At 59.7% G+C, this 22,461-nt stretch carries 20 protein-coding genes and 1 tRNA gene; 8 read left to right on the top strand and 13 right to left on the bottom strand.

Annotated features, from left to right (window positions below; genetic code table 11):
* Positions 1–9: 9 nt before the first annotated feature.
* From ACYZTY_RS29695 to ACYZTY_RS29685, 3 genes are read left to right on the top strand one after another with little or no spacing between them, the layout of a single operon-like run.
* Entirely contained in the window at positions 10–1,608 is a 1,599-nt protein-coding gene (locus tag ACYZTY_RS29695) for an ABC transporter permease (protein ID WP_461956585.1), read from the top strand.
* Positions 1,605–2,420, top strand: coding sequence for an ABC transporter ATP-binding protein (locus ACYZTY_RS29690; protein WP_461956584.1), 816 nt, complete (start codon positions 1,605–1,607; stop codon positions 2,418–2,420). The genes ACYZTY_RS29695 and ACYZTY_RS29690 overlap by 4 nt, the downstream gene beginning before the upstream one ends.
* 14 nt (positions 2,421–2,434) lie before the next feature.
* Positions 2,435–4,045: an arylsulfatase gene (locus ACYZTY_RS29685; RefSeq protein WP_461956583.1), complete on the top strand. Its 1,611-nt coding sequence runs from the start codon at positions 2,435–2,437 to the stop codon at positions 4,043–4,045.
* 132 nt (positions 4,046–4,177) lie between these two features.
* Here ACYZTY_RS29685 and ACYZTY_RS29680 read toward each other — a convergent pair whose 3' ends face one another.
* On the bottom strand, positions 4,178–5,251 hold the full coding sequence (locus tag ACYZTY_RS29680) for a fatty acid desaturase (RefSeq protein ID WP_461956582.1): 1,074 nt from the start codon (positions 5,249–5,251) through the stop codon (positions 4,178–4,180).
* Positions 5,252–5,351: 100 nt separating this feature from the next.
* On the opposite strand from ACYZTY_RS29680, the gene ACYZTY_RS29675 reads away from it, so the two are divergent.
* Complete coding sequence (locus ACYZTY_RS29675; RefSeq protein ID WP_461956581.1) at positions 5,352–6,356, top strand: AraC family transcriptional regulator; 1,005 nt, start codon at positions 5,352–5,354, stop codon at positions 6,354–6,356.
* Between the two features lie 215 nt (positions 6,357–6,571).
* Here the strand turns inward: ACYZTY_RS29675 and ACYZTY_RS29670 are convergent, their stop codons facing one another.
* From ACYZTY_RS29670 to ACYZTY_RS29660, 3 genes are all read right to left on the bottom strand, one after another.
* Positions 6,572–6,820, bottom strand: a complete 249-nt coding sequence (locus tag ACYZTY_RS29670; RefSeq protein WP_461956580.1) for a helix-turn-helix domain-containing protein — start codon at positions 6,818–6,820, stop codon at positions 6,572–6,574.
* A 110-nt stretch (positions 6,821–6,930) separates the two neighbouring features.
* A complete protein-coding gene (locus ACYZTY_RS29665) occupies positions 6,931–7,296 on the bottom strand; it encodes a response regulator (RefSeq protein WP_461956579.1) in 366 nt (121 codons plus the stop codon).
* Positions 7,297–7,366: 70 nt separating this feature from the next.
* Entirely contained in the window at positions 7,367–8,053 is a 687-nt protein-coding gene (locus tag ACYZTY_RS29660) for a Crp/Fnr family transcriptional regulator (RefSeq protein ID WP_461956578.1), read from the bottom strand.
* 84 nt (positions 8,054–8,137) lie between these two features.
* Here ACYZTY_RS29660 and ACYZTY_RS29655 point away from each other — a divergent pair, with 84 nt between their 5' ends.
* Positions 8,138–8,656, top strand: a complete 519-nt coding sequence (locus ACYZTY_RS29655) for an Mpo1 family 2-hydroxy fatty acid dioxygenase (RefSeq protein ID WP_131060527.1) — start codon at positions 8,138–8,140, stop codon at positions 8,654–8,656.
* 107 nt (positions 8,657–8,763) lie between these two features.
* Here the strand turns inward: ACYZTY_RS29655 and ACYZTY_RS29650 are convergent, their stop codons facing one another.
* The 6 genes from ACYZTY_RS29650 to dibA all read right to left on the bottom strand — a co-directional run bounded on the left by ACYZTY_RS29650 (position 8,764) and on the right by dibA (position 15,005).
* Complete coding sequence (locus ACYZTY_RS29650; protein ID WP_131060526.1) at positions 8,764–9,753, bottom strand: sulfate/molybdate ABC transporter ATP-binding protein; 990 nt, start codon at positions 9,751–9,753, stop codon at positions 8,764–8,766.
* A 3-nt stretch (positions 9,754–9,756) separates the two neighbouring features.
* The gene (gene cysW, locus ACYZTY_RS29645) at positions 9,757–10,626 is read right to left on the bottom strand and encodes a sulfate ABC transporter permease subunit CysW (RefSeq protein ID WP_131060525.1); all 870 of its coding nucleotides are present in this window, start codon (positions 10,624–10,626) and stop codon (positions 9,757–9,759) included.
* A 12-nt stretch (positions 10,627–10,638) separates the two neighbouring features.
* Positions 10,639–11,457, bottom strand: coding sequence for a sulfate ABC transporter permease subunit CysT (gene cysT / locus ACYZTY_RS29640; RefSeq protein ID WP_131060524.1), 819 nt, complete (start codon positions 11,455–11,457; stop codon positions 10,639–10,641).
* Between the two features lie 69 nt (positions 11,458–11,526).
* Complete coding sequence (locus ACYZTY_RS29635; RefSeq protein WP_461956577.1) at positions 11,527–12,540, bottom strand: sulfate ABC transporter substrate-binding protein; 1,014 nt, start codon at positions 12,538–12,540, stop codon at positions 11,527–11,529.
* 70 nt (positions 12,541–12,610) lie between these two features.
* Entirely contained in the window at positions 12,611–12,793 is a 183-nt protein-coding gene (oscA, locus tag ACYZTY_RS29630) for a sulfur starvation response protein OscA (protein ID WP_007945260.1), read from the bottom strand.
* 292 nt (positions 12,794–13,085) lie between these two features.
* On the bottom strand, positions 13,086–15,005 hold the full coding sequence (dibA, locus tag ACYZTY_RS29625) for a phosphodiesterase DibA (protein ID WP_461956576.1): 1,920 nt from the start codon (positions 15,003–15,005) through the stop codon (positions 13,086–13,088).
* Between the two features lie 147 nt (positions 15,006–15,152).
* Here dibA and desA point away from each other — a divergent pair, with 147 nt between their 5' ends.
* Both desA and ACYZTY_RS29615 read left to right on the top strand, forming a co-directional pair.
* Positions 15,153–16,337 carry a delta-9 fatty acid desaturase DesA gene (desA, locus tag ACYZTY_RS29620; protein WP_131060521.1) on the top strand — a complete coding sequence of 395 codons (1,185 nt, stop codon included), beginning with the start codon at positions 15,153–15,155 and terminating at the stop codon, positions 16,335–16,337.
* A gap of 270 nt (positions 16,338–16,607) precedes the next feature.
* A complete protein-coding gene (locus tag ACYZTY_RS29615) occupies positions 16,608–17,597 on the top strand; it encodes a GGDEF domain-containing protein (protein WP_461956575.1) in 990 nt (329 codons plus the stop codon).
* Between the two features lie 133 nt (positions 17,598–17,730).
* Here ACYZTY_RS29615 and ACYZTY_RS29610 read toward each other — a convergent pair whose 3' ends face one another.
* The 3 genes from ACYZTY_RS29610 to gabD all read right to left on the bottom strand — a co-directional run bounded on the left by ACYZTY_RS29610 (position 17,731) and on the right by gabD (position 21,986).
* Entirely contained in the window at positions 17,731–18,945 is a 1,215-nt protein-coding gene (locus ACYZTY_RS29610) for an HDOD domain-containing protein (RefSeq protein WP_461956574.1), read from the bottom strand.
* 138 nt (positions 18,946–19,083) lie between these two features.
* Positions 19,084–20,361, bottom strand: a complete 1,278-nt coding sequence (gene gabT / locus ACYZTY_RS29605) for a 4-aminobutyrate--2-oxoglutarate transaminase (protein ID WP_461956573.1) — start codon at positions 20,359–20,361, stop codon at positions 19,084–19,086.
* 182 nt (positions 20,362–20,543) lie between these two features.
* On the bottom strand, positions 20,544–21,986 hold the full coding sequence (gene gabD, locus ACYZTY_RS29600) for an NADP-dependent succinate-semialdehyde dehydrogenase (protein ID WP_131060516.1): 1,443 nt from the start codon (positions 21,984–21,986) through the stop codon (positions 20,544–20,546).
* 349 nt (positions 21,987–22,335) lie between these two features.
* Between gabD and ACYZTY_RS29595 the strand changes: the two genes are divergently transcribed.
* Positions 22,336–22,412 (top strand) — tRNA-Arg (locus tag ACYZTY_RS29595).
* Positions 22,413–22,461: the final 49 nt, after the last annotated feature.

The raw sequence follows: 22,461 nt of genomic DNA, 5'->3' as shown, positions 1-22,461 counted from the left end.
AGGTCATCCATGGCCCGTGTTTCCCTTCTCTCCCTGCCGCTGGCCGCGCCGCCGCTCTACGGCCGGCGCCTTTGGCCGAGCCTGAGCCAACGACTGTTGCCGTGGTTGTTGCCGATCAGTTTGTTTGCATTGTGGTGGCTGGCCAGCCGCAACCACTGGATGAGCGAGCAGATCCTGCCGGCGCCGTCATTGGTCTGGAGCAGCGCGGTGGAGTTGTCCCAGGGCGAGTTGTGGAGCCACTTGTGGATCAGCCTGCAACGCTTGTTCCTGGGCCTGCTGGCCGGGATCAGCGCCGGTGCAGTATTGGGCGCGGCATTGGGTTTCAATCGACATCTCGAACGTCTGGTGTTCCCGACATTCGCCGGGCTGGCGCAGGTTCCGACTCTGGCGTGGATTCCGCTGTTCATGGTGTTTTTCGGCATCGGCGAAGTGCTGAAGCTAGTGGTGTTGATCAAGGCCATCGTGGTGCCGGTGACGCTGCACACTTTAGTCGGCGTGCGTGATGCACAACCCAAACTGCGTGAAGCCGCTGCGGTCTTGCGCCTGCCACCACGCCTGCTGATCCGGCGTCTGGTGCTGCCCGCTGCGCTGCCGGCGTTCATGGCGGGCGTACGCCTCGCATTGGCCGCCGGTTGGACTTCGTTGCTGGCGGTCGAACTGCTCGCCTCCAGCGAAGGCATCGGCTACCTGATGGTCTGGGCCCGGCAGTTGTTCATGCTCGACATCGTGTTTGTCTGCATCGTGGTGATCGGTTTGATCGGTGTGGCCATGGACCGCGGCATCGGCTTGCTGGATAAAAAACTGGTGCACTGGCCGCACCCGGCCACGGCTGAAATCCGTCGTGGCCCGCGCTATCAAGGATGGCAACGTCTGCAACCCTGGTTGCTGCCGTTGGCGTTATTGGCGTTGTGGCAATTGACGACGGATCAACAGTGGGTCGACGCGAACATCCTGGTCAGTCCGTTGGCGGTCCTCGATACCACCTGCAATGGCCTGCTCGACGGCACGCTGATCAGCGGGATGGCCCTGAGTCTGGGACGCACCCTCGGCGGTCTTTTGCTGGGTGGCGGCCTCGGGTTTGCCTTGGGTTTGTTACTCGGACTGTCGCGCACCAGCGAACGCGTACTGGGGCCGACCCTCGCCTCGATCCGTCAGATCGCAATTTTCGCCTGGGTGCCACTGCTGACCGCATGGTTCGGCCTTGGAGAGTTGGCCAAGTGGGTATTCGTCGCCCTCGCCGCGTTCTTCCCGCTGTTCATCGCCACCCAACGCAGCGTCGCCAACCTCTCGCCGCAACTCAATGAAGCCGCCCAGGTGTTGCGCCTGAACCTCGGTCAACGCCTGCGTCGATTGGTTCTGCCGGGCGCCGCACCGGGGATTTTCGCCGGCCTGCGGCTGAGCCTGATTTACGCCTGGCTCGGCACCATCGGTGCCGAGTATTTCATGCCGTCCAACGGCGGCATCGGCAGCCAGATGATCGGCGCCCAACAACTGCTGCGCATGGACTTGATCATGGCCGGCATGCTGCTGGTCGGCCTGACCGGCGCCCTGCTCAACCTCATTGGCCAACGCCTGGAAATCCGCGCCACCCGCTGGAGACACGCATGAACGCACCGATTGTCAGCTTCAATCACGTGGGCAAATCCTTCGACGTCGACGGCTTTGAGCTGGAGGCGATTCGCGAATTCAACCTGGAGATCGCCGAGGGCGAATTTGTCGCCATTGTCGGTTCCAGCGGCTGTGGCAAATCCACTTTGCTGCGGCTGCTGGTCGGCCTCGACACGCAGTTTCGCGGACAGATCAGCGTCGACGGCAAAGCCGTCACCGGTATTGGCGGCGAGCGCGGCATTGTCTTTCAGGAACACCGCTTGTTTCCGTGGCTGACGGTCGAAGAAAACATCGGCCTTGGCCTGGTCAACGAGCCGCTGAGTGCCGAGCAAAAACACAAACGCATCGGCGACTTCATCGAGTTGGTAGGCCTCACCGATTTTACTCGGGCCTATCCGCATCAACTCTCCGGCGGCATGGCGCAGCGCGTGGCAATCGCCCGAGGCCTGGTGGCCAGCCCACGGATTCTGTTGCTTGACGAGCCCTTCGGCGCCCTTGATGCGCTGACCCGCCAGCAGATGCAGGACGAGCTGTTGGCGATCCGCGCGCGGGCAAAAATCACCACGATTCTGGTCACCCACGATGTCGAGGAAGCGATCTTCCTCGCCGACCGCGTGGTGGTGATGGAGCCGCGTCCCGGACGGATCAAGCAAGTGGTCGACATTGCCCTGCCACATCCGCGCCAGCGCAGCAGTTTCGACTTCCACCTGCTGCGCGAAGAACTGCTTCACGAGCTCACCAGTGACGACCATTACCAACCGACCGTGCCGGTGCAGATCAGTGACCTGCCGCTGTCCTTCATTGCCTGCTGAACAGGAGATTTTTGATGCCGCAACGTCCCAACTTTCTGGTGATCCTGGCCGATGACCTGGGCTTTTCCGATATCGGCGCGTTCGGCGGCGAAATCGCCACGCCGAACCTCGATGCCCTGGCCAACAATGGCCTGCGCCTGACCGACTTTCATACCGCGCCCACCTGCTCGCCGACCCGCTCGATGCTGCTCACCGGCACCGACCACCACATCGCCGGCATCGGCACCATGGCCGAAGCGCTCACCCCGGACCTGATCGGCAAACCGGGATACGAAGGCTATCTGAATGACCGGGTGGTGGCGTTGCCCGAGCTGCTGCGTGAGGCCGGTTACCAGACGTTGATGAGCGGTAAATGGCACCTGGGCCTGACCGCTGAACTGGCGCCTCACGCCCGGGGATTCGAGCGTTCATTTTCATTGCTGCCCGGCGCAGCCAACCATTACGGTTTCGAGCCTATCTACGACGAGCAGACACCCCGACTGCTGAAATCGACCCCGGCGCTGTACATCGAGGATGACCAATTCGTCGACGAGCTGCCGAAGGATTTCTATTCCTCCGATGCCTTCGGCGACAAGCTGCTGCAGTACCTCAAGGAGCGCGATCAGACCCGGCCATTCTTCGCCTATCTACCGTTTTCAGCGCCACACTGGCCGTTGCAGGCACCGGCCGACGTCGTCGAGAAATACCGCGGCCGGTATGACGCCGGTCCCGAGGTGCTGCGGCTTGAGCGTCTGGAAAAGCTCAAATCCCTGGGGCTGATCGATGCCGATGTGGAACCTCATCCGCTGATCCAGCTCAGCGCGCAGTGGGCGGCGTTGAGCGATGAGCAACGACAGATATCCGCGCGAGCCATGGAGGTTTACGCGGCGATGGTCGAGCGCATGGACTGGAACATCGGTCGCGTTGTCGATTACTTGCGCAACCAGGGGCAACTGGACAACACCTTCATCCTGTTCATGTCCGATAACGGTGCCGAAGGCGCGTTGCTGGAGGCGTTTCCGAAATTCGGTCCGGAGCTGCTGACATATTTGAATCAGCATTACGACAACAGCCTCGACAATATCGGTCGCGCCAACTCTTACGTCTGGTATGGGCCGAACTGGGCCCAGACGGCGACCGCGCCGTCGCGGTTGTTCAAGGCGTTCACCACCGAAGGCGGGATTCGGGTGCCGGCGCTGGTGCATTACCCGCAGTTGTCGCTCAAGGGGCAGATCAGCCACGGGTTTGGCACGGTAATGGACATCACGCCGACCATTCTCGACCTTGCCGGCGTGCGGCATCCGGGCAAGCAATGGCGTGGCAAGGAAGTGGCCGAGTTGCGCGGGAAATCGTGGCTGGGGTTTCTGGCGGGCGAAACGGCGCAGGTGCATGACGAGCACACGGTGACCGGGTGGGAGTTGTTTGGCCGGCGGGCGATTCGCCAGGGGCAATGGAAGGCGGTCTACATTCCCGGGCCGGTGGGGCCGGCGACCTGGCAGCTTTATGATTTGGGGAGTGATCCGGGGGAGATTCATGATTTGGCGCTGCTTCAGCCAGAGAAGCTGAGCACCCTGATCGAGCACTGGCAACAGTATGTGAAGGAGACCGGGGTGATTCTCAGTGAGTCGCCGTTTCAGCCGGATTGATGTCGCCTGGACTGCCGCCTTCGCGGGCAAGTCGGACCGCCGCACCGCTCGCTCCTACAGGTCAACGCCACAATTGACGGAAACCTGTAGGAGCGAGCGGTGCGGCGGTCCGACTTGCCCGCGAAGAGGCCTTCAGACGCGCACACTCTCCACGGTCTGCCCGCGGACTTCTTCCTCACGCACAAACCGGTTCGCCCGCCCAAACGTCCCGAAATCATTAAACCGCACGCCCATCTCGCGCATCACTTCATGCGCCACCGGCACGGTCATCTGGCGGATGTAAAACGGTTCCTTCACCACAAAATGATGAATCCCGTGGCTGCTGCCGAAGTTGAAGCAGAACGCCTGCATCGGCCACATCCACCAAGGGTTCAGCACCTGGGTTTGCTGAATCACATTCCCCGGCTCCACGTCACCGTAGTAGTGCATGTTGGAGCTGACAAAGTGCAGGCAAAACGTGCGCAACACGTTCGGGCCGATGATCACCACGACCGCGATATCGATTACCTGAATCACCGACAGCGTGGTCGCCGACCATTCGATCGGTGCACCCAGCAGATAGGCGACACCATTCGCCGCATGGAAACCGAGGAACACATACCACGCCCCCCAATGCACCAACGCCAGCGGCGCGTAGACCTTCAGTGCGCGTTTGATGATGCTGATCTTATGAGTCCAGGTCTTGGCCCGCAGCATGCGAATGAACGCTGACATCACGTTATCGCCGACCATCAACAGCCGCGCAAAACCCCAAGGCTCGCCGTTGGTGATCGCGCGTTCTTCCATGTCGGCTTCCGTACCGGACACCTTGTGGTGATTGAGGTGCAGATGCCGACGAATCCACGGATTGATCGTGCTCGGCCGCGCCAGCCACACCAGGCCCATCATCAGATTGTGCGGCACGCGCTGCTTGCGAAAGTACATGCTATGAATCAGGTCGTGTTCCAGCTCATGGGTCAACGAGGCGAAAAACGCATTGAGCAACAGGCACACCCACCAGGCCATGTGCCCGGTCATGTAGAGCGCCGCTGAACCGATCATTCCAGCCAGTGCGAAGGCCAGAATGCCCGCGCCCATCGCGTCTTGATGGTTGAGAACCGGGTAGCGTTTGCGCAGTTCGACCCCTCTGGCCAGCACCGCTTCGCGAATATGGGATGATCGTTGAGCTGCATTCAGTCGCTGGGGACTTGCAGAAGTACCGTCCATGCTTCCATCCTCTGGTTATTGATGTTCGCATCCTGCCTTGTGAACCCTCACAACGCGGTAGCCGTGAACGCCAACCTGTTGACCGGAAGCGCCAATCAGCATGACTGAACCGACCTCCCTCGCCAGCTGGACCCGCGCCCTGCGCAAGCAACTCGATGCGCTGGGCCTCGACAGCACCGCCCTGTGTCACCAGGCGGGGCTCGACCCGCAATTGATGGACGACCCGAACGCCCGTTACCCGTTGTCGGGCACCACGCGCCTGTGGGAAATCGCGGTGCAGGTCAGCGGCGACCCGGCGATCGGCCTGCGGGTGTCGCGCTTTGTCAGCCCGACCACGTTTCATGCGCTCGGTTATGCGCTGGTGGCCAGTGGCAGTCTGCGCGAAGTGTTCGAGCGCATCGTGCGTTATCACCAAGTGGTCAGCGATGCGCTGGAACTGGAACTGACCCGCGCCGAAGATCGTTACCGTTTCCGTCTGAAAATTCCCGCCGGCAACCCCGCGCCGGCGCTGGAGGCCATCGACGCGTTTGCCGCGATCTACGTGCGCACCTGCCGCAATCGCCTGGGACGAGATTACGCACCGCTGGCGGTGTACCTGCGCCGCCCGGAACCGGCCGACCCGCATCAATGGCACAAAGTCTTTCGTTCGCCGGTGTATTTCGCCGCCGACGAAGACCGGCTGGAATTTGCGCTCGTGGACTTCGACAGTCATTTGGACGACGCCAACCCGGAACTGGCCGAACACAACGAAGCGGTGCTCAAGCGCACCCTGGCGCAACTCAAACCGCTGACGTGGGAGCGCAAGGTCCGCGACGCCATTGAAGAGCAACTGCCCGAAGGCGAACCCGGCGCCGAGCACATCGCCAAGGCCCTGCACCTGAGCTTGCGCAGCCTGCAACGGCATCTGGCGGACGAAGGCTGTCGATTCGACACGCTGCTCAATGAAAGCCGCGAGAACCTGGCGCTGCTGCACCTGCGCGACCCGCAATGCTCGTTGAGCGAAATCAGTTATTTGTTGGGGTTCGCCGATACCAGCAGCTTCAGCCGCGCGTTCAAACGCTGGACCGGGATGACGCCGGGGCAGTTTCGGGATGGGCTGCGGTGACAGATCCGGAAGGTAGGCTGGATTACCGACCTCATCGCGAGCAGGCTCACTCCCACATTGGATCTGTAGCGGATACGAAAATCGGGTAACACCGAGGATCCCATGTGGGAGCGAGCCTGCTCGCGAAGGCGACTTTCAGCTCACCCTAACATCCTCGGTTTTTTGACCAGACTTCGCGCAACACATGATTTTAAAATCTGCCATTGTCCTGCGGCTCAACCATGGAAGCTCTTAGTTTTCAGGGTATCCAGAGTCGGACGTGTCGACCGTCGAGCCACACCCGTGAGTTCAAACCCAAAGCCATTGAGAATCGCCTGAACCTTACGGATACCAACTTCGGCGATAGTGTTGTTCTCGATACCCGAAATGGTAGAGCGGCTCATACCGTACTGTTGCGCCAGCGCCTGCTGAGAGAGCTTTCTCTCCTTGCGCAATGTTCGGATCAGTTCACCAAGGTTTTCCATTTGATAACCTGCATCGTATACCGTGCAAAATTCCACCAATCGTGGGTATGCATTGTATTTAGTGCAGTTCCGATGCGAAGTCCAGTTCGTTTATGACCAGACTCTAGCAATCACCGCCCTCGATCCCGCCGCAACAACTTGCGCACCCGCGCCACCAGCTCGCTCACGGTAAACGGCTTGAGTAAGTAGTCATCGTCATGCAGCTCCAACCCGCGCAGACGATCTTCGATGCCATCCTTTGTCGTCAGGAACAGCACCGGCGTGTCACCGAGCTTGCGGATCTGTTGCTGCAACTGCCAGCCGTTGAGCCCCGGCAGCATCACGTCGAGGATGATCAGTTCGTATTCGCCGGACTCGATAAAGCGACGGCCGTCCATTCCGTTGAGCGCCACGTCGACCGCATAACTCGCCTCTTTCAGGCCGTTGGCCAGGAGTTTGGCGATCTCCGGTTCGTCTTCTACTAACAGCACACCCATGGCACACCTCGATTGTCGTCATCACAGGCTAGGCGCGTTCGCGGACAAAGCCCATCAATAACGCTGTGTTTTAAAAAATCGCCAGTGCCCGCAACCGCTCGGCATCGACAATCTCGATCTCGCCGTACTTCAAATTCAGAATGCCCTGCCCCTGCAAGTCCTTGAGGATCTGGTTGGTGGTCTGGCGCGACAGCGACAACATCGACGCCAATTGCTCCTGGGGCAGTTGCAGCACCCGGCGCGGCGGGTCGAATTCGCCGTAACCCTTGGCAATCATCAGCAAGCGATGAGCCAGGCGTGCCGGGGCAGGCATCAGGCTCAGCTGTTCGAGGCTGATGAAGGTCAGGCGCAGTTTGTGGCTCATCAGCAACGCCAGTTGCCGCCAGTACACTGGTTGTTCATCGAGCAATGCCAGCAGCGCCGCCTGAGGGATGTGCAGCAGGGTGCACTGACCCACGGCGAAGGCATCGTGGGTACGTGGCTGGCCGTCGAACAGGCAGATTTCGCCGAACCAATGGGGCGACTCCACGAGGCTCAGCAGCGCTTCCTTGCCCTGCTCGCTGACCGCGCCGATGCGCACCGAGCCTTCGAGCACCGCGTACAACCCGCACGGCGGATCACCGCGTTTGAACAACAGCTGCCCCGTCGATAACCGCCGCACCCGGGCCGCAGCCAGCAGACTATCCTGTAAGGGAGCAGGCAAATGACTGAACCACTGCCCCGACTCCAGGCGCGCACGCCAAACCTGCATGTCCATCAAAACTCCTGGAGATTGTCGCCTGCCTGACAGAGCGAAAGGTGAACCCGAGGCATGATCAATCACCCTACAGGAGGAATAACAATGAAAAGCCTCGTTGACCATCTCAGTCAATACGCCGCTTACCACCGTGACCCGCGCAATATTGCCAGCCACTTTATCGGTATTCCGCTGATTGTGGTGGCCGTGGCGGTGTTGCTGTCGCGGCCGCAATGGGCCGGGGGCTGGGTTTCGCCGGCGGTGCTGGTGGCATTGGCGTCGGCGTGGTTTTACCTGCGCCTGGAGGTGCGGCTCGGCGTTCTGATGACCTTGTTGCTGGCGCTGTGCGTTTGGGCGGGTCAGGTTCTCGCGCAGCAAAGTACGCTGGTGTGGCTGGCGAGCGGGATCGGGATGTTTGTGGTGGGGTGGGCGATTCAGTTTGTCGGTCATCATTACGAAGGGCGCAAACCGGCGTTTGTCGATGATGTGACGGGGTTGATTGTCGGGCCGTTGTTTGTGGTGGTTGAGTTGGCGTTTTTGCTGGGGTTGCGGCGGGATCTTAAAGAGCAGATCGAGGCGCGGGTTGGAGGAGTGCGGATCAATCCGAATCGCGCTGCGGCATAAGACGCCTTCGCGGGCAAGTCGGATCGCCGCACCGCTCGCTCCTACAGGGGTCGATGTACGCCATAGATTCCCTGTAGGAGCGAAGCTTGCTCGCGAAGCTTTTGATCTTAGATGTTGGCGAGTTTCTGCCAGACCTTTGGTTTGAAGAACAATGTCTCGCCCTTCGCCAGGCCAATCAGGCTGTCGTGATCCTTCACCACTTCAGCTTCGATCAACTCGCTCTGGCCTTCGACCTTCAACGTCACCCGAGTCGTCGCGCCTAACGGACGGATATCCCGCACTTCCGCCGCGTGATGGTCTTCCAGCTCATGCCGCGACAGCGACACTTCGTGCGGGCGGAACAGCACGTGGTTGTCTTCACCCAAATGCAGACGGTTCGAATCACCGAGAAAGTGATAAACGAAATCGCTGGCCGGGTTTTCGTAGACATCACCCGGAGAACCGATCTGCTCGATCACACCCTTGTTCATCACCACAATACGGTCGGCAACTTCCATGGCCTCTTCCTGGTCGTGGGTCACGAATACCGAGGTCAGGTTGATGTCTTCGTGCAACCGCGCCAACCAGCGACGCAGCTCCTTGCGGACCTTGGCGTCGAGTGCACCGAAAGGTTCGTCGAGCAGCAGGACTTTCGGCTCAACCGCCAGGGCACGGGCCAACGCGATGCGCTGACGCTGGCCGCCGGAGAGTTGCTCCGGGTAGCGATCCGACAACCAATCCAGTTGCACCATGTTCAGCAGTTCATGAACCTTCACCGCGATCTGGCTTTCGCTAGGGCGCTGGTTTTTCGGTTTCATGCGCAGGCCGAACGCGACGTTGTCGAACACGGTCATGTGGCGGAACAGCGCGTAGTGCTGGAACACGAAACCGACGTTGCGATCACGCACGTCATGGCCGGAAACGTCCTCACCGTGGAACACGATATTGCCCTTGTCCGGGGTTTCCAGGCCGGCGATGATCCGCAGCAGCGTGGTTTTACCGCAACCCGACGGACCGAGCAGCGCCACGAGCTCGCCGCTTTGAATGTCCAGGCTGATGTTGTCCAGCGCCTTGAACGCATTGAAATTCTTGCTGACGTTACGCACTTCGATCGACATGAATTATTCCTCCGCGGCGCTGGCGCGCAGGCGGTTAATACGGTTTTCGCTCCACTGCTTAAGCAGCAGGATGAAGAGCGCCATGATCAGCAACAGGCTCGCTACCGCGAACGCGGCCACGTGGTTGTATTCGTTGTAGAGGATCTCGACGTGCAGCGGCAAGGTGTTGGTCACCCCGCGAATGTGCCCGGAAACCACCGACACCGCACCGAATTCACCCATCGCCCGCGCAGTACACAACACCACGCCGTAGATCAGGCCCCATTTGATATTGGGAACGGTGACGTGCCAGAACATCTGCCAGCCATTGGCCCCGAGCAAGCGCGCGGCCTCTTCTTCCTGGGTGCCTTGTTCCTGCATCAGCGGGATCAGTTCGCGCGCCACGAACGGCACGGTGACGAAGATCGTCGCCAGCACGATGCCCGGCAAGGCGAAGACGATCTGGATGTCGTGATCCTGCAACCACGGCCCGAACAGGCCCTGCGCGCCAAACATCAGCACGTAGACCAGACCGGCGATCACCGGCGATACCGAAAACGGCAGGTCGATCAGCGTCACCAAAATGCTTTTACCGCGGAACGAGTACTTGCTCACGCACCACGCGGCGCTGACGCCGAACACGAGGTTCAGCGGGACCGAAATCAACACGGCGATGACCGTGAGTTTCAGCGCCGACAACGCGTCGGGTTCAAGGATCGCGGTGAAGAACGAACCCAGGCCATTCTTCAAACCCTGGGACACCACGATCACTAGCGGCAGCAACAGGAAAAGGGCAAACACCAGCCAGCCAAGACCGATCAGGATTCGCCGTGAATTGGCACTGCCACGGCGGGCAGCGTTCGAGGAAGCAGCAGCAATAGATGATTGGGACATTTCTGCGCCTCCTTATGGGGTTTCAATACGGCGTTGCAGCAAGTTGATCAGCAGCAACAGGACGAAGGAAACCACCAGCATCAGTACGCCGATGGACGTGGCGCCGGTGTAATCGTACTGGTCAAGCTTGACCATGATCAGCAGCGGCAGAATCTCGGTTTTCATCGGCATGTTGCCGGCGATGAAAATCACCGAACCGTACTCGCCGACCCCGCGGGCAAAGGCCAGCGCGAAACCGGTCAACCATGCAGGCAGCAGCGCGGGCACCAGAATATGACGGAAAACCTGCAAGGGTTTGGCCCCCAGGCACGCCGCCGCTTCTTCGACTTCACGGGGGATATCGGCCAGTACTGGCTGTACCGTACGTACTACGAATGGAAGCGTTACGAACGTCAGCGCAAGCGTGATACCGAGGGGGGTATACGCGATCTTGAAACCCAGGTCCGCAGCAAACTGACCCACCCAACCATTCGGCGCGTACAGCGCAGTCAGCGCGATACCGGCCACGGCAGTAGGCAAAGCGAAGGGCAAATCGATCATTGCGTCGATGATCTTGCGACCAGGGAAGCTATAGCGCACCAGCACCCAGGCCAGCAGCGTGCCGATGATGCCGTTGATGATCGCGGCATAGAGCGCGGTGCCGAAGCTCAGCTTCAACGCCGCCAGCACCCGTGGCGCCGAGATAATCGCCCAGAACTGATCCCAGGTGAGTTGAGCGGCATGTACGAACATCGCCGCCAGTGGAATGAGCACAATCAGGCTGAGGTACACCAAGGTGTAGCCCAGCGTCAGCCCGAAGCCGGGTATGACGGGGGAGATACGACGCGACATAAAAGTCCTTGGTTGAGAACGCGCAAAGCCCCGAATGTAAATCCGGGGCTCGTTGATGGCTATTTAAAACTATTGCGCCTGGTAGATCTGGTCGAACACGCCTCCATCGTTGAAGAATTTCGGCTGCGCGGATTTCCAGCCGCCGAAGTCCTTGTCGATGGTCACCAGGTCCAGTGTCGGGAACTGTTTGGCGTACTTGGCGGCCACATCCTTGTCACGTGGACGATAGAAGTTTTTCGCCGCAATTTCCTGGCCCGCCGGGCTGTACAGGTGCTTGAGGTAAGCTTCGGCAATCTGCTCGTTGCCCTTCTTCTCGGCGTTTTTGTCGACCACAGCCACCGGTGGCTCTGCGAGAATCGACAGCGAAGGCACGACGATTTCGAACTTGTCAGCGCCGCCATCTTCTTTCAGCGCCAGGAAGGCTTCGTTTTCCCAGGCCAGCAACACGTCGCCCTGACCGTTGTTGACGAAGGTGATGGTCGAACCGCGAGCGCCGGTGTCCAGAACCGGAACGTGTTTGAACAGGGTCTGCACGTATTCCTTGGCCTTGGCTTCATCACCGCCGTTGGCTTTCAAGCCGTAGGCCCAGGCCGCGAGGAAGTTCCACCGCGCACCGCCGGAAGTTTTAGGGTTCGGCGTGATCACCGACACGTCATTCTTGACCAGATCGCCCCAGTCCTTGATGCCTTTAGGGTTGCCCTTGCGCACCAGGAACACGATGGTCGAGGTGTAAGGCGTGCTCGCCTCGGGAAGACGCTTCTGCCAGTCGGCTGGCAGGGACTTGCCGAGTTTGGCGATTTCGTCGATGTCACCGGCCAGGGCCAGGGTCACCACGTCGGCCCGCAGCCCGTCGATCACGGCCCGGCCTTGTTTGCCCGAACCACCGTGGGATTGCTGGATTTTCACGTTGTCGCCAGCGTGGTCTTTTTTCCAGAAGTTAACGAACTCGGCGTTGTAATCCTGATACAGCTCGCGAGTCGGGTCATACGACACGTTGAGCAGCTCGTAATCCTTGGCAACCGCGGAACCCGCAAAAAGGGCACTGGCCAGGGCGGCCAAAGCGAAATGACGAATCGACGACATGGTGAAAGCTCCTGGAATTCTTGGTGTGTTGGCTTTTTTTATGGAGTGCTGGAATCGGGTTGCCGGTTTTTTAGCTCGGTTTGTTGCTCGGGTTCTGCAAACGGAATTTCTCTTTGCGTTCGATCTGGACCACTTGGGCGTTGTGCACGGTGATTTCCACGGCGCCGAATCGCAGGTCGCGCAATGCGCTCTGGATCTCACGCAAAATGGTTGCTTCGTCTTGACCGTCCACGCTACGTAGGGATGCGCTCATAGTGCTGCTCCTTCAACTGAGAGGTTGCCTGGCAGTGGCGGCACTGCTTGCGGCGTGAGAGCAATAGTAGAGACGTGCGGATATTCTTAAAAAGACTATTTAAGAATGTTTATATAACCAAAATAAATTATCTGTCGGGACATAGGTTTGCGCCGGATTTACGTTTTTGAAAGTGGCCCACAACCCTGTGGCGAGGGAGCTTGCTCCCGTTAGAGGGCTAAGCACTCGCTGTTGGGACTGCTGCGCAATCCAGCGGGAGCAAGCTCCCTCGCCACAAAAACCTGAGGCTGGCTTAGCGGATTTCCGGCGTGTACGCCCACCCCAGCAGCTCGGCCGGAACCGGTCGCCCAAACCAGTAGCCCTGCCCCAGATCGCAGTCCTGTTCGAGCAGGAAACGCGCCTGCTCGACCTGCTCGATCCCTTCGGCATGCACTTGCATCCCCATGCTTTGCGCCAGCGCGATAATCACTCGCACGATCGCCGCGTCATCTTCGTCCCACGGTAAACCGGCGACAAAACCCTGATCGATCTTGAGCTTCTGCACCGGCAGACGCTTGAGTCGCAGCAGCGACGAATAACCGGTGCCGAAATCATCGATGGCCAGCCGAACACCCAACTCGCGCAGGTGATGCATCTGCTCCAGCGCCACTTCAGGGTCTTCCATCACCGCGCTTTCGGTGACTTCCAGCTCCAGATACGCTGGATCCAGCCCGGTTTCGTGCAGCACCTGAGCCACCTGTTGATACAGCTCACGACGGGCAAACAACCGCGAGGAGACATTCACCGCGACAAATGACAACGCCACACCGGCGGCTTGCCATTGACACATCTGCTGGCAGGCCTGACGCATGACCCAGGCATCGATCTCGGCAATCAGCCCGGTGCGTTCGGCAATGGGGATGAACTCTGCCGGCGACACCAACCCGCGCTGCGGATGCTGCCAACGCACCAGCGCCTCGACGCCGATCAGGCGGCTGGTCTTGATGTCATGCACGGGTTGGTAATGAACCCGCAACTCCTGCTTTTCCAGCGCGCGGCGCAGCTCGAAACCGATCTCTACCCGTTGCTGGGCATGTGCAGTCAATTCTTCGGTGTACAGGGCGTAGCTGTCGCGGCCGGCGCTCTTCGCCTTGAACAGTGCCGAATCGGCGTTGCGCAACAATTGCTCGGCGCTCAAGGCATCGCTGGGAAACAGGCTGATGCCGATACTGGCGTTGATAAAAAGCCGATGCCCTTCGATATGCAGAGGCTCGCGCAGGCCATCGATGATCCGCTGAGCCAGCGCTCCGGCGTGCACCAGCTGCGGACAGCTTTCGGCGAGTACCGCAAATTCGTCACCGCCCAGACGGGCCAACGTGATGCCCGGGCCGAACATGGCTTTCAAACGCTCGGCCACCGCTTTGAGCAATTGATCACCGATCGTGTGCCCGAGGCTGTCGTTGATTATCTTGAAGTGATCCAGATCGATCAGCAGCAACGCACAGCCGCGCTTGTGGAGTTGCGCCGACGCCAGGGCCTGCTCGGCGCGGTCGGTGAATAGCAGCCGGTTTGGCAACGTGGTCAGCGGATCGTGGTGGGCCAGGTGCTTGAGTTGATGCTCCGAGTTCTTGATCGCACTGATGTCGGAAAACACTGCAACGTATTGGCTGACCTGCCTCTGATCGTCGCGAATGATCCGGATGGTCTGCCACTGCGGGTAGATCTCGCCGCTTTTGCGCCGGTTCCAGATTTCCCCACTCCACTCACCGGTACTGTCCAGCGTGGCGAACATCGCCTGATAGAACGCCGGTGGATGATGGCCGGACTTGAACAGGCTCGGCCGCTGCCCCAGCACTTCCTCGCACTGGTAGCCGGTAATTTCCATGAACGCCCGGTTTACATGGACGATCAGCCCTTCACTGTCAGTGACCAGCACGCCTTCACGGGTGCAATCGAACACCGCGGCCGCCTGGCGCAAACGCTCCCGGTCTTCGCTACGCTCGCGCAGCTTGGCGCCGATCCCCAGACACCGGAACAATCGCGCTCGGGCAACGAAGATCAGCCCGGCACTAAACGCGACCCACACGTAACCGTTGATCAGTTGCCACCGCAGTAACTCAGTGGAGTCATCGAAGAAACTGTTCAATAAGTAGCCGCTAAACTGGAGCCACACTGCGGAAAGCACCAGGTAGAGCAGCGCTGCACGCAAGGCATCGCGAGAGGTGGCAGACATTCGGCCGTCCATGTCCCTACAAAATGGTTGGGATTATAAGTTAAAGAAACATCCGGGCACTCTTATCTGAAAGGGCGACTGGTTTTATCTGTGGGCTTAGTGATAATGCAACGGCTGTTTTTTTCTTTATCGAGGGCCCTATAGCCTATGTGGTACGAAGGTTTTCTCGGCTTGTCGCCCTGGTCACTGGTGGCAGTCACCCTGCTGATGACCCACGTGACGATCGTCGGCGTCACGGTCTATCTGCACCGTTATTCAGCCCATCGCTCGCTTGAGCTCAATGCTGGCCTGAAACATTTCTTCCGCTTCTGGCTGTGGCTGACCACGGCGCAGAACACCCGCGAGTGGACCGCTATCCACCGCAAGCATCACGCCAAATGCGAAACCGTCGATGACCCGCACAGTCCGGTCATCAAGGGCCTGTCCACCGTTCTGCGCAAAGGTGCCGAGTTGTACCGCGCCGAAGCGGAAAACCCGGAAACCCTGCGCATCTACGGCAAGAACTGCCCCGAAGACTGGATCGAACGCAACCTCTACAGCCGCTACCCGCTGCTGGGCGTGGCGATCATGGCGGTCATCGACCTGCTGCTGTTCGGCACCATCGGCATCACCATCTGGGCCATCCAGATGATGTGGATCCCGGTATGGGCCGCCGGCGTGGTCAATGGCCTGGGCCATGCCATCGGTTACCGCAACTTCGAATGCCGCGACGCGGCGACCAATCTGGTGCCTTGGGGCATCCTGATCGGCGGCGAAGAACTGCACAACAACCATCACACCTACCCTAACTCGGCAAAATTGTCGGTGAAGAAGTGGGAGTTCGACCTCGGTTGGGCCTGGATCCAGGTCTTCAGTTTCTTCCGACTGGCCAAGGTCCAGCGAGTTGCGCCGATCGCCCACCGCGTCGAAGGCAAAGGCAGCCTGGACATGGACACCGCCATGGCAATCCTCAACAACCGCTTCCAGATCATGGCCCAGTACCGCAAATTGGTAATCGCGCCGCTGGTCAAGCAAGAGCTGGAAAAGGTCGATCACTCGGTCCGTCACCAGTTTCACCGGGCCAAGCGACTGCTTTCGCGGGAAACCAGCCTGCTGGACGAAAAACACCACCTGCGCATCCAGACCATGCTCGAGCACAGCCAGGCGCTGAAGGTAATTTACGAGAAACGCCTGGCCTTGCAGCAGATCTGGGTCAAGACCAGCTCAAATGGTCACGACATGCTGGCCGCCATCAAGGATTGGGTTCACGAAGCCGAAGCCAGCGGAATTCAATCCCTGCGCGACTTCGCCGACCAGCTGAAAACCTACTCCCTGCGCCCTGCCGCTGTCTGACCTGTAGTCACAGACTTGCCTCTGGAAAGGGGCTTGCCTGTGGCGAGGGAGCTTGCTCCCGCTCGGTTGCGAAGCAACCGCAATACCGGCGACGCGTTTTAACTGAAAAAACGCGTCGCCGATACCGCCCGGCGGGAGCAAGCTCCCACTCCCCCAAGGCCGGGAACCAATCTCCAAATCCTCTATCTCAAAGACACTTCGCCACCCGGCGGGCTTTGCTGTAGCCGCTTTCGAATCTCGAGCGGCGCACGCCCTTTGAGATTTGTCCCGATGGTCCCCAAAAACCCACAAGACTCATCCCTTCCTCAGTGGCCGGACGCCGCTCAAACCCTGATGGCGCTCATGCATGCCCAGGGCGAAGTGGCGCGCCTGAGCGAACGCGAGCAGCTGTTCAGCTCCCTGCTGGTGAGCGTGAACGCGGTGCTTTGGGCATTCAATTGGGAAACCCGTCAGGTGCTCTACGTCAGCCCGGCCTATGAGCGGATTTTTGGCCGTTCCGCAGGCCTGTTGCTGTCCGACTACAACGAATGGCGCGACAGCATTTACCCCGATGACCTGGATTACGCCGAGCGCAGCCTGGCCGAAGTACTGGTCAAAGGCGCCGTTGAAGACCGCGAGTACCGCATCATCGCCGCCGACGGCCAGGTGCGCTGGCTCAGCGACAAATGCTTCATCAACCGTCAGGCCGAGCCGGGCCAACCGGTGATCATCGTCGGCATTGCCGAAGACATCACCGAAAAGAAACGGATGGAAGCCGAGCTGCAGCGCCTGGCGACCACCGACGTGCTGACGCAAAGCAGCAATCGCCGACACTTCTTCGAATGCGCCCAGCGCGAGTTTGTACAAGCGCGAAAACAAGGCGCGCCGATGGCGTTCCTGTTGCTGGACATCGATGACTTCAAAGTAGTCAACGACACCTACGGTCATCAAGCCGGCGACAACGTACTGCAACGAATCGCCGAGAGCGGTCGTGCCGCCTTACGCCGGGGGGATTTTTTCGGACGGATCGGTGGCGAGGAATTCGCAGCGGTGTTCCCGGGCTGCGCACCCGACATGGCCATGCAAGTCGCCGAACGCCTGCAGCGGCAGATTCAGCAATTGAGCTTCAACCATGACGACCAGACATTCGGCATCACCGTCAGCCAGGGCTTGACCAGCCTGACCGCGGAGGACGATTCCCTCGACAGCGTGTTCGCCCGCGCGGATGCCGCCATGTATGAAGCCAAGCGCCAGGGCAAAAACCGTATTATTTCCGGCTGACCGAAATGCCAAATTCCACACAAAACCCCTGTGGGAGTGAGCCTGCTCGCGATAGCGGTGCATCAGTCACCTCTACGCTGGCTGACACACCGCTATCGCGAGCAGGCTCACTCCCACATGTTTTGTGTAGTGCTTACCTTTTGCGCAAACGCATCAATTCCGGCAAGTCGATCTGGAGCAGCCGCGCAGTCCGGCACTTGGCCAATGCCTCAATGCCCTCATGCTCGGTCAGGCGTGCCAATTGCGCGGCCATGTTCATCACCAGCGCTTCCCGGGAGTAAACCCCACCACCGAGCTGATAGACCGCTGCAATCAGCTCTCGCAACTCCAGCGGCAGGCGCCAACGCGCGCGCAGCGCAGAACCGTAGGCCGCGCCAAAGTCGGCCAAGGCCTCTCCCACCTCCGCCCATTCATCCAGCTCGCCACCGGCCTCTTTCCATTCCTGCAAACACCGCAACAAGGCGAGGTCGCCGAGGCAATGCAGCATGCCCGCGCAATAACAGCGCTCCTGATCCAGGTCCAGCAAGCGCGCCAGTGTGCGGGCGTATTCAGCGGTGTGCAGCGACAACTCCCAGAAACGCTCGGCGTAGTCCGCCAGGAACGGATCACTGAGCCGGGCACTGCGCTTGAGCGCCAGTCCCAGAATCAGGTTCATGCTTTGTCCGGTGCCCAAGCGATGCAACGCCTGGGACAGGGTTTGTACGGCGTCACCCAGGTGATGAGCCGCACTGTTGGCGGCGGCGATCAGCACGGCGGTGACCTGCGGATCGGTGCGGATTTCATCTCCCAGCCGGGTCAGATCAAGGCCACTGGGATTGAGGCTGCGTTTGATCGCCACCTGCACGTCGGTCATCAACGGCGCACCTTCCGCCAGTTCACGGCGACGTTCCAGGTACACCGACAAGGTCATGCCGGGCGCCAGCGTTGGCACCTCACAGACAACCTCCTCTCCGGCATTCACCAGCAATTCCTGCAGGCGATGGGTCAGGCCTTCCATGTTCAGGGGTTTGGTCAAGTACTCCGCGGGCGCCAGGGGCAAGGCTTCGCGCACGCTGGCGCTGTCGTTGCGGCTGCTCAAAAGAATGAAGGGCAGCGGCGGATTGCGCTTGCGTTGACGCACATTGCGCAAAACATTCAGGCCATCGACGCCGGGCAGCTCCCAGTCGACGATCACCAGGTCGTAAGGATTTGCCGCCAGCAACTCCAGCGCCTGCTGGCCATCAGCACACAAATCCAGTCGTGCGTCACAGCGCACATTCAACAACACCTGCTTGAGCAGGTCGCGAGACCAGGGGTCGGCCTCGGCAATCAAGACTCTCGGTACAGCGGGTAAATCAACGGCAGTCATGCAGCACGCTCCCTCGCAATGCTTGAACCTTAGTCAACGCTTGCCATTCGATACAGCGCAAATGCCCTCAATGTGTTTCAAGAGGCGAAAAAAAACCCGCCGAAGCGGGTTTTTTGTCGATCAGATCACACTTGGCAATCAGAGCTCCGAGAAGCACTCTTCGATGATTGCCAGACCTTGGTCCAGTTGCTCGTCCGGCGAAGTCAGCGGTACCAGGACGCGCAGAACGTTGCCGTAAGTGCCGCAAGACAGCAGGATCAGGCCCTTGTCTCGAGCCTTGGCCACAACGGCGGCTACCGCTGGAGCGTTCGGCTTGTGGCTGTCGCCATCAACGAACAGCTCGACCGCGATCATCGCGCCCAGGGCACGGACTTCGCCGATCACCGGGTACTTGGCCTGGATGGCTTTGAGGCCAGTGACCAGACGCTCGCCGACAGCCTTGCAGCGATCCAGCAGGTGCTCTTCTTCGAACACTTCCATCACAGCCAGGGCCGCGGCGCAAGCGATCGGGCTACCGGCGTAGGTGCCGCCGAGGCCGCCTGGAGCGATGGCGTCCATGTATTCGGCCTTGCCGCACACACCGGCTAACGGGAAGCCGCCGGCGATGGATTTGGCGAAAGTGGTCAGGTCGGCAGCAACGCCCATCTGTTCCATGGCGAAGAAAGTACCGGTACGGCCAGCGCCAGTCTGCACTTCGTCAGCGATCAACAGAATGCCGTGCTGGTCGCACAGGGCGCGCAGACGCTTCATGAACTCTTTAGGCGCGACGTAGAAACCACCTTCGCCCTGAACCGGCTCGATGATGATGGCAGCGATGTCACGTGGCTCGGCGTCGTTCTTGAAGATGCGTTCGATGCTGGCGATCGAGTCGTCGACGCTTACACCGTGCAGTTCGTTCGGGTACAGCGCGCGGAACACGCCGCCTGGCATCAGACCCATACCGGCCGAGTAAGGCACGACTTTACCGGTCAGGCCCAGGGTCATCATGGTGCGACCGTGGTAAGCGCCGGTGAACGCGATCACGCCAGCACGGCCAGTGGCAGCACGGGCGATCTTCACGGCGTTTTCTACAGCTTCGGAACCGGTAGTGACCAGCAGGGTTTTCTTCTCGAAATCACCTGGCACCTTGGCGTTGATTTTTTCGCACACTTCAACGTACGGCTCGTAAGCCAGTACCTGGAAGCAGGTGTGGGTCAGCTTGTTCAACTGCTCGGTCACGGCGGCGATGATTTTCGGGTGCACGTGACCGGTGTTCAGCACAGCGATACCGCCGGCGAAGTCGATGAACTCGCGACCTTCAACGTCGGTCACGGTGGCGTTCTTCGCGGACTCGGCGAAGATCGGGTGAATCTGGCCAACACCGCGTGGTACAGCGGCTTCGCGGCGTTTCATCAGGGATGCGTTAGTCTTGCTCATAAAGTCCTCATTCACCGCTCATCGGGCGGCGTGGTTCAAGGAAAATGCGGCGGGGAGGCAACTACGGCAGCATGCGATGATCGACTGCCACAGCGTTCCCGGCCACAGAGAAAATTCCGTTTGTTGCACGCAAAGGGTCAGCGCTCTCGTGCCCTTTGCGTTTGAAGCAATGCCCAGCCGACTTAGATGCCCAGGCAGAGGTATTTGATTTCCAGGTAATCTTCGATGCCGTACTTGGAGCCTTCACGGCCCAGGCCCGACGCCTTGATGCCGCCGAACGGCGCGACTTCGTTGGAGATCAACCCGGTGTTGACGCCGACCATGCCGTATTCCAGGGCTTCTGCCACACGGAACACACGACCCAGGTCGCGAGCATAGAAGTACGACGCCAGACCGAACTCGGTGTCGTTGGACATCGCGATCACTTCGGCTTCGTCTTTGAAGCGGAACAGCGGCGCCAATGGACCAAAGGTTTCTTCCTTGGCCACGGCAGCGTTTTTCGGCACGTTGGTCAGAATGGTCGGTTCGAAGAAGTTACCTTCCATGACCTTGCCACCCGCCAGAACGGTTGCGCCTTTGCTGATCGCGTCAGCAATGTGCTCTTGAACCTTGGCCACGGCTTTTTCGTCGATCAGCGGGCCAGTGGTAGTGCCTTCTTCCAGACCGTTGCCGATCTTGAGTTTGGCCACAGCCACTTTCAGCTTCTCGGCGAACGCGTCGTAGACCGAATCCTGAATGTACAAACGGTTGGCGCAGACGCAGGTCTGGCCGTTGTTGCGGTACTTGGAAATGATCGCGCCTTCGACGGCCTTATCCAGATCCGCGTCGTCGAACACGATGAACGGCGCGTTGCCGCCCAGTTCCAGGGACACTTTCTTGATGTCCTTGGCGCATTCAGCCATCAGCTGACGACCGATTTCGGTCGAGCCAGTGAAGGACAATTTACGCACGATCGGGTTGCTGGTCAGCTCGCTGCCGATGTCGCCGGCGCTGCCGGTCACAACGCTGAACACACCGGCAGGAATGCCGGCACGCTGGGCCAGTTCAGCCAAAGCGAATGCCGAGAATGGGGTTTGCGAAGCAGGCTTGAGCACCATGGTGCAACCGGCGGCCAGGGCCGGGCCGGCTTTACGGGTGATCATCGCGGCCGGGAAGTTCCACGGGGTGATTGCAGCAGTCACGCCGATCGGCTGCTTGATCACGATCAGGCGCTTGTCTGGCTGGTGGCCAGGAATCACGTCACCGTAGATGCGCTTGGCTTCTTCGGCGAACCACTCGATAAAGGAAGCGGCGTAAACGATTTCGCCCTTGGCTTCGGCCAATGGCTTGCCCTGTTCCATTGTCATCAGGCGAGCCAGGTCGTCCTGGTTTTCGATAATCAGTTCGAACCAGCGACGCAGCTTGTTCGCGCGGTCCTTGGCGGTCAGTGCACGCCAGGCCGGCAGCGCTTTGTCAGCGGCTTCGATTGCACGACGGGTTTCGGCAGCGCCCATTTTCGGCACAGTGCCCAGAATTTCGCCCGTTGCCGGGTTGTTGACCTTGATCGTCAGACCATTGTCCGCATCAACCCAAGCGCCATCGATAAAGGCTTGCTGGCGGAACAACTGGGTGTCTTTAAGCTGCATGTCGGCTTTCCTTAACAGCACCGCGACCAGCGCGGAGCGAATTATGATTATAGAAAGGCGCCTTATAGGCTGCCGTCAGGGAAATCATTCACCGGGCTGAAGCACATAAATAGCGCACTGATTGAAACTCGTGCGGTTCAGCACCCAGACAAGAGCGTTTGAAATCTCAAACGAATCCTAGGATCAAAGGGGGTAAAGGACAATAGGCTGTTCGAAAAAAAGAACGAAAACGCCGCATTTGCCTAATTTTTCTGATCAACGTAGCAAACGGTTGTTACGCTTGCGAAAACCGCAGTCGATTCAGCAGCATGGACGCCCGCAGTGCATATGAGTATCATGGCGCCCGCTTGCACCAGTAGCTCAGCTGGATAGAGTACTGCCCTCCGAAGGCAGGGGTCGTGGGTTCGAATCCCGCCTGGTGCACCATATAGCAATCTAGACCTGTCTCAGACAGTCTACGAAACACCCCAAGAAG

It is taken from the genome of Pseudomonas sp. LB1P83, from assembly GCF_054897885.1.
The sequence above is the reverse complement of the archived record's forward strand: the minus strand, read 5'-3'. Positions and strand labels throughout refer to the sequence as shown.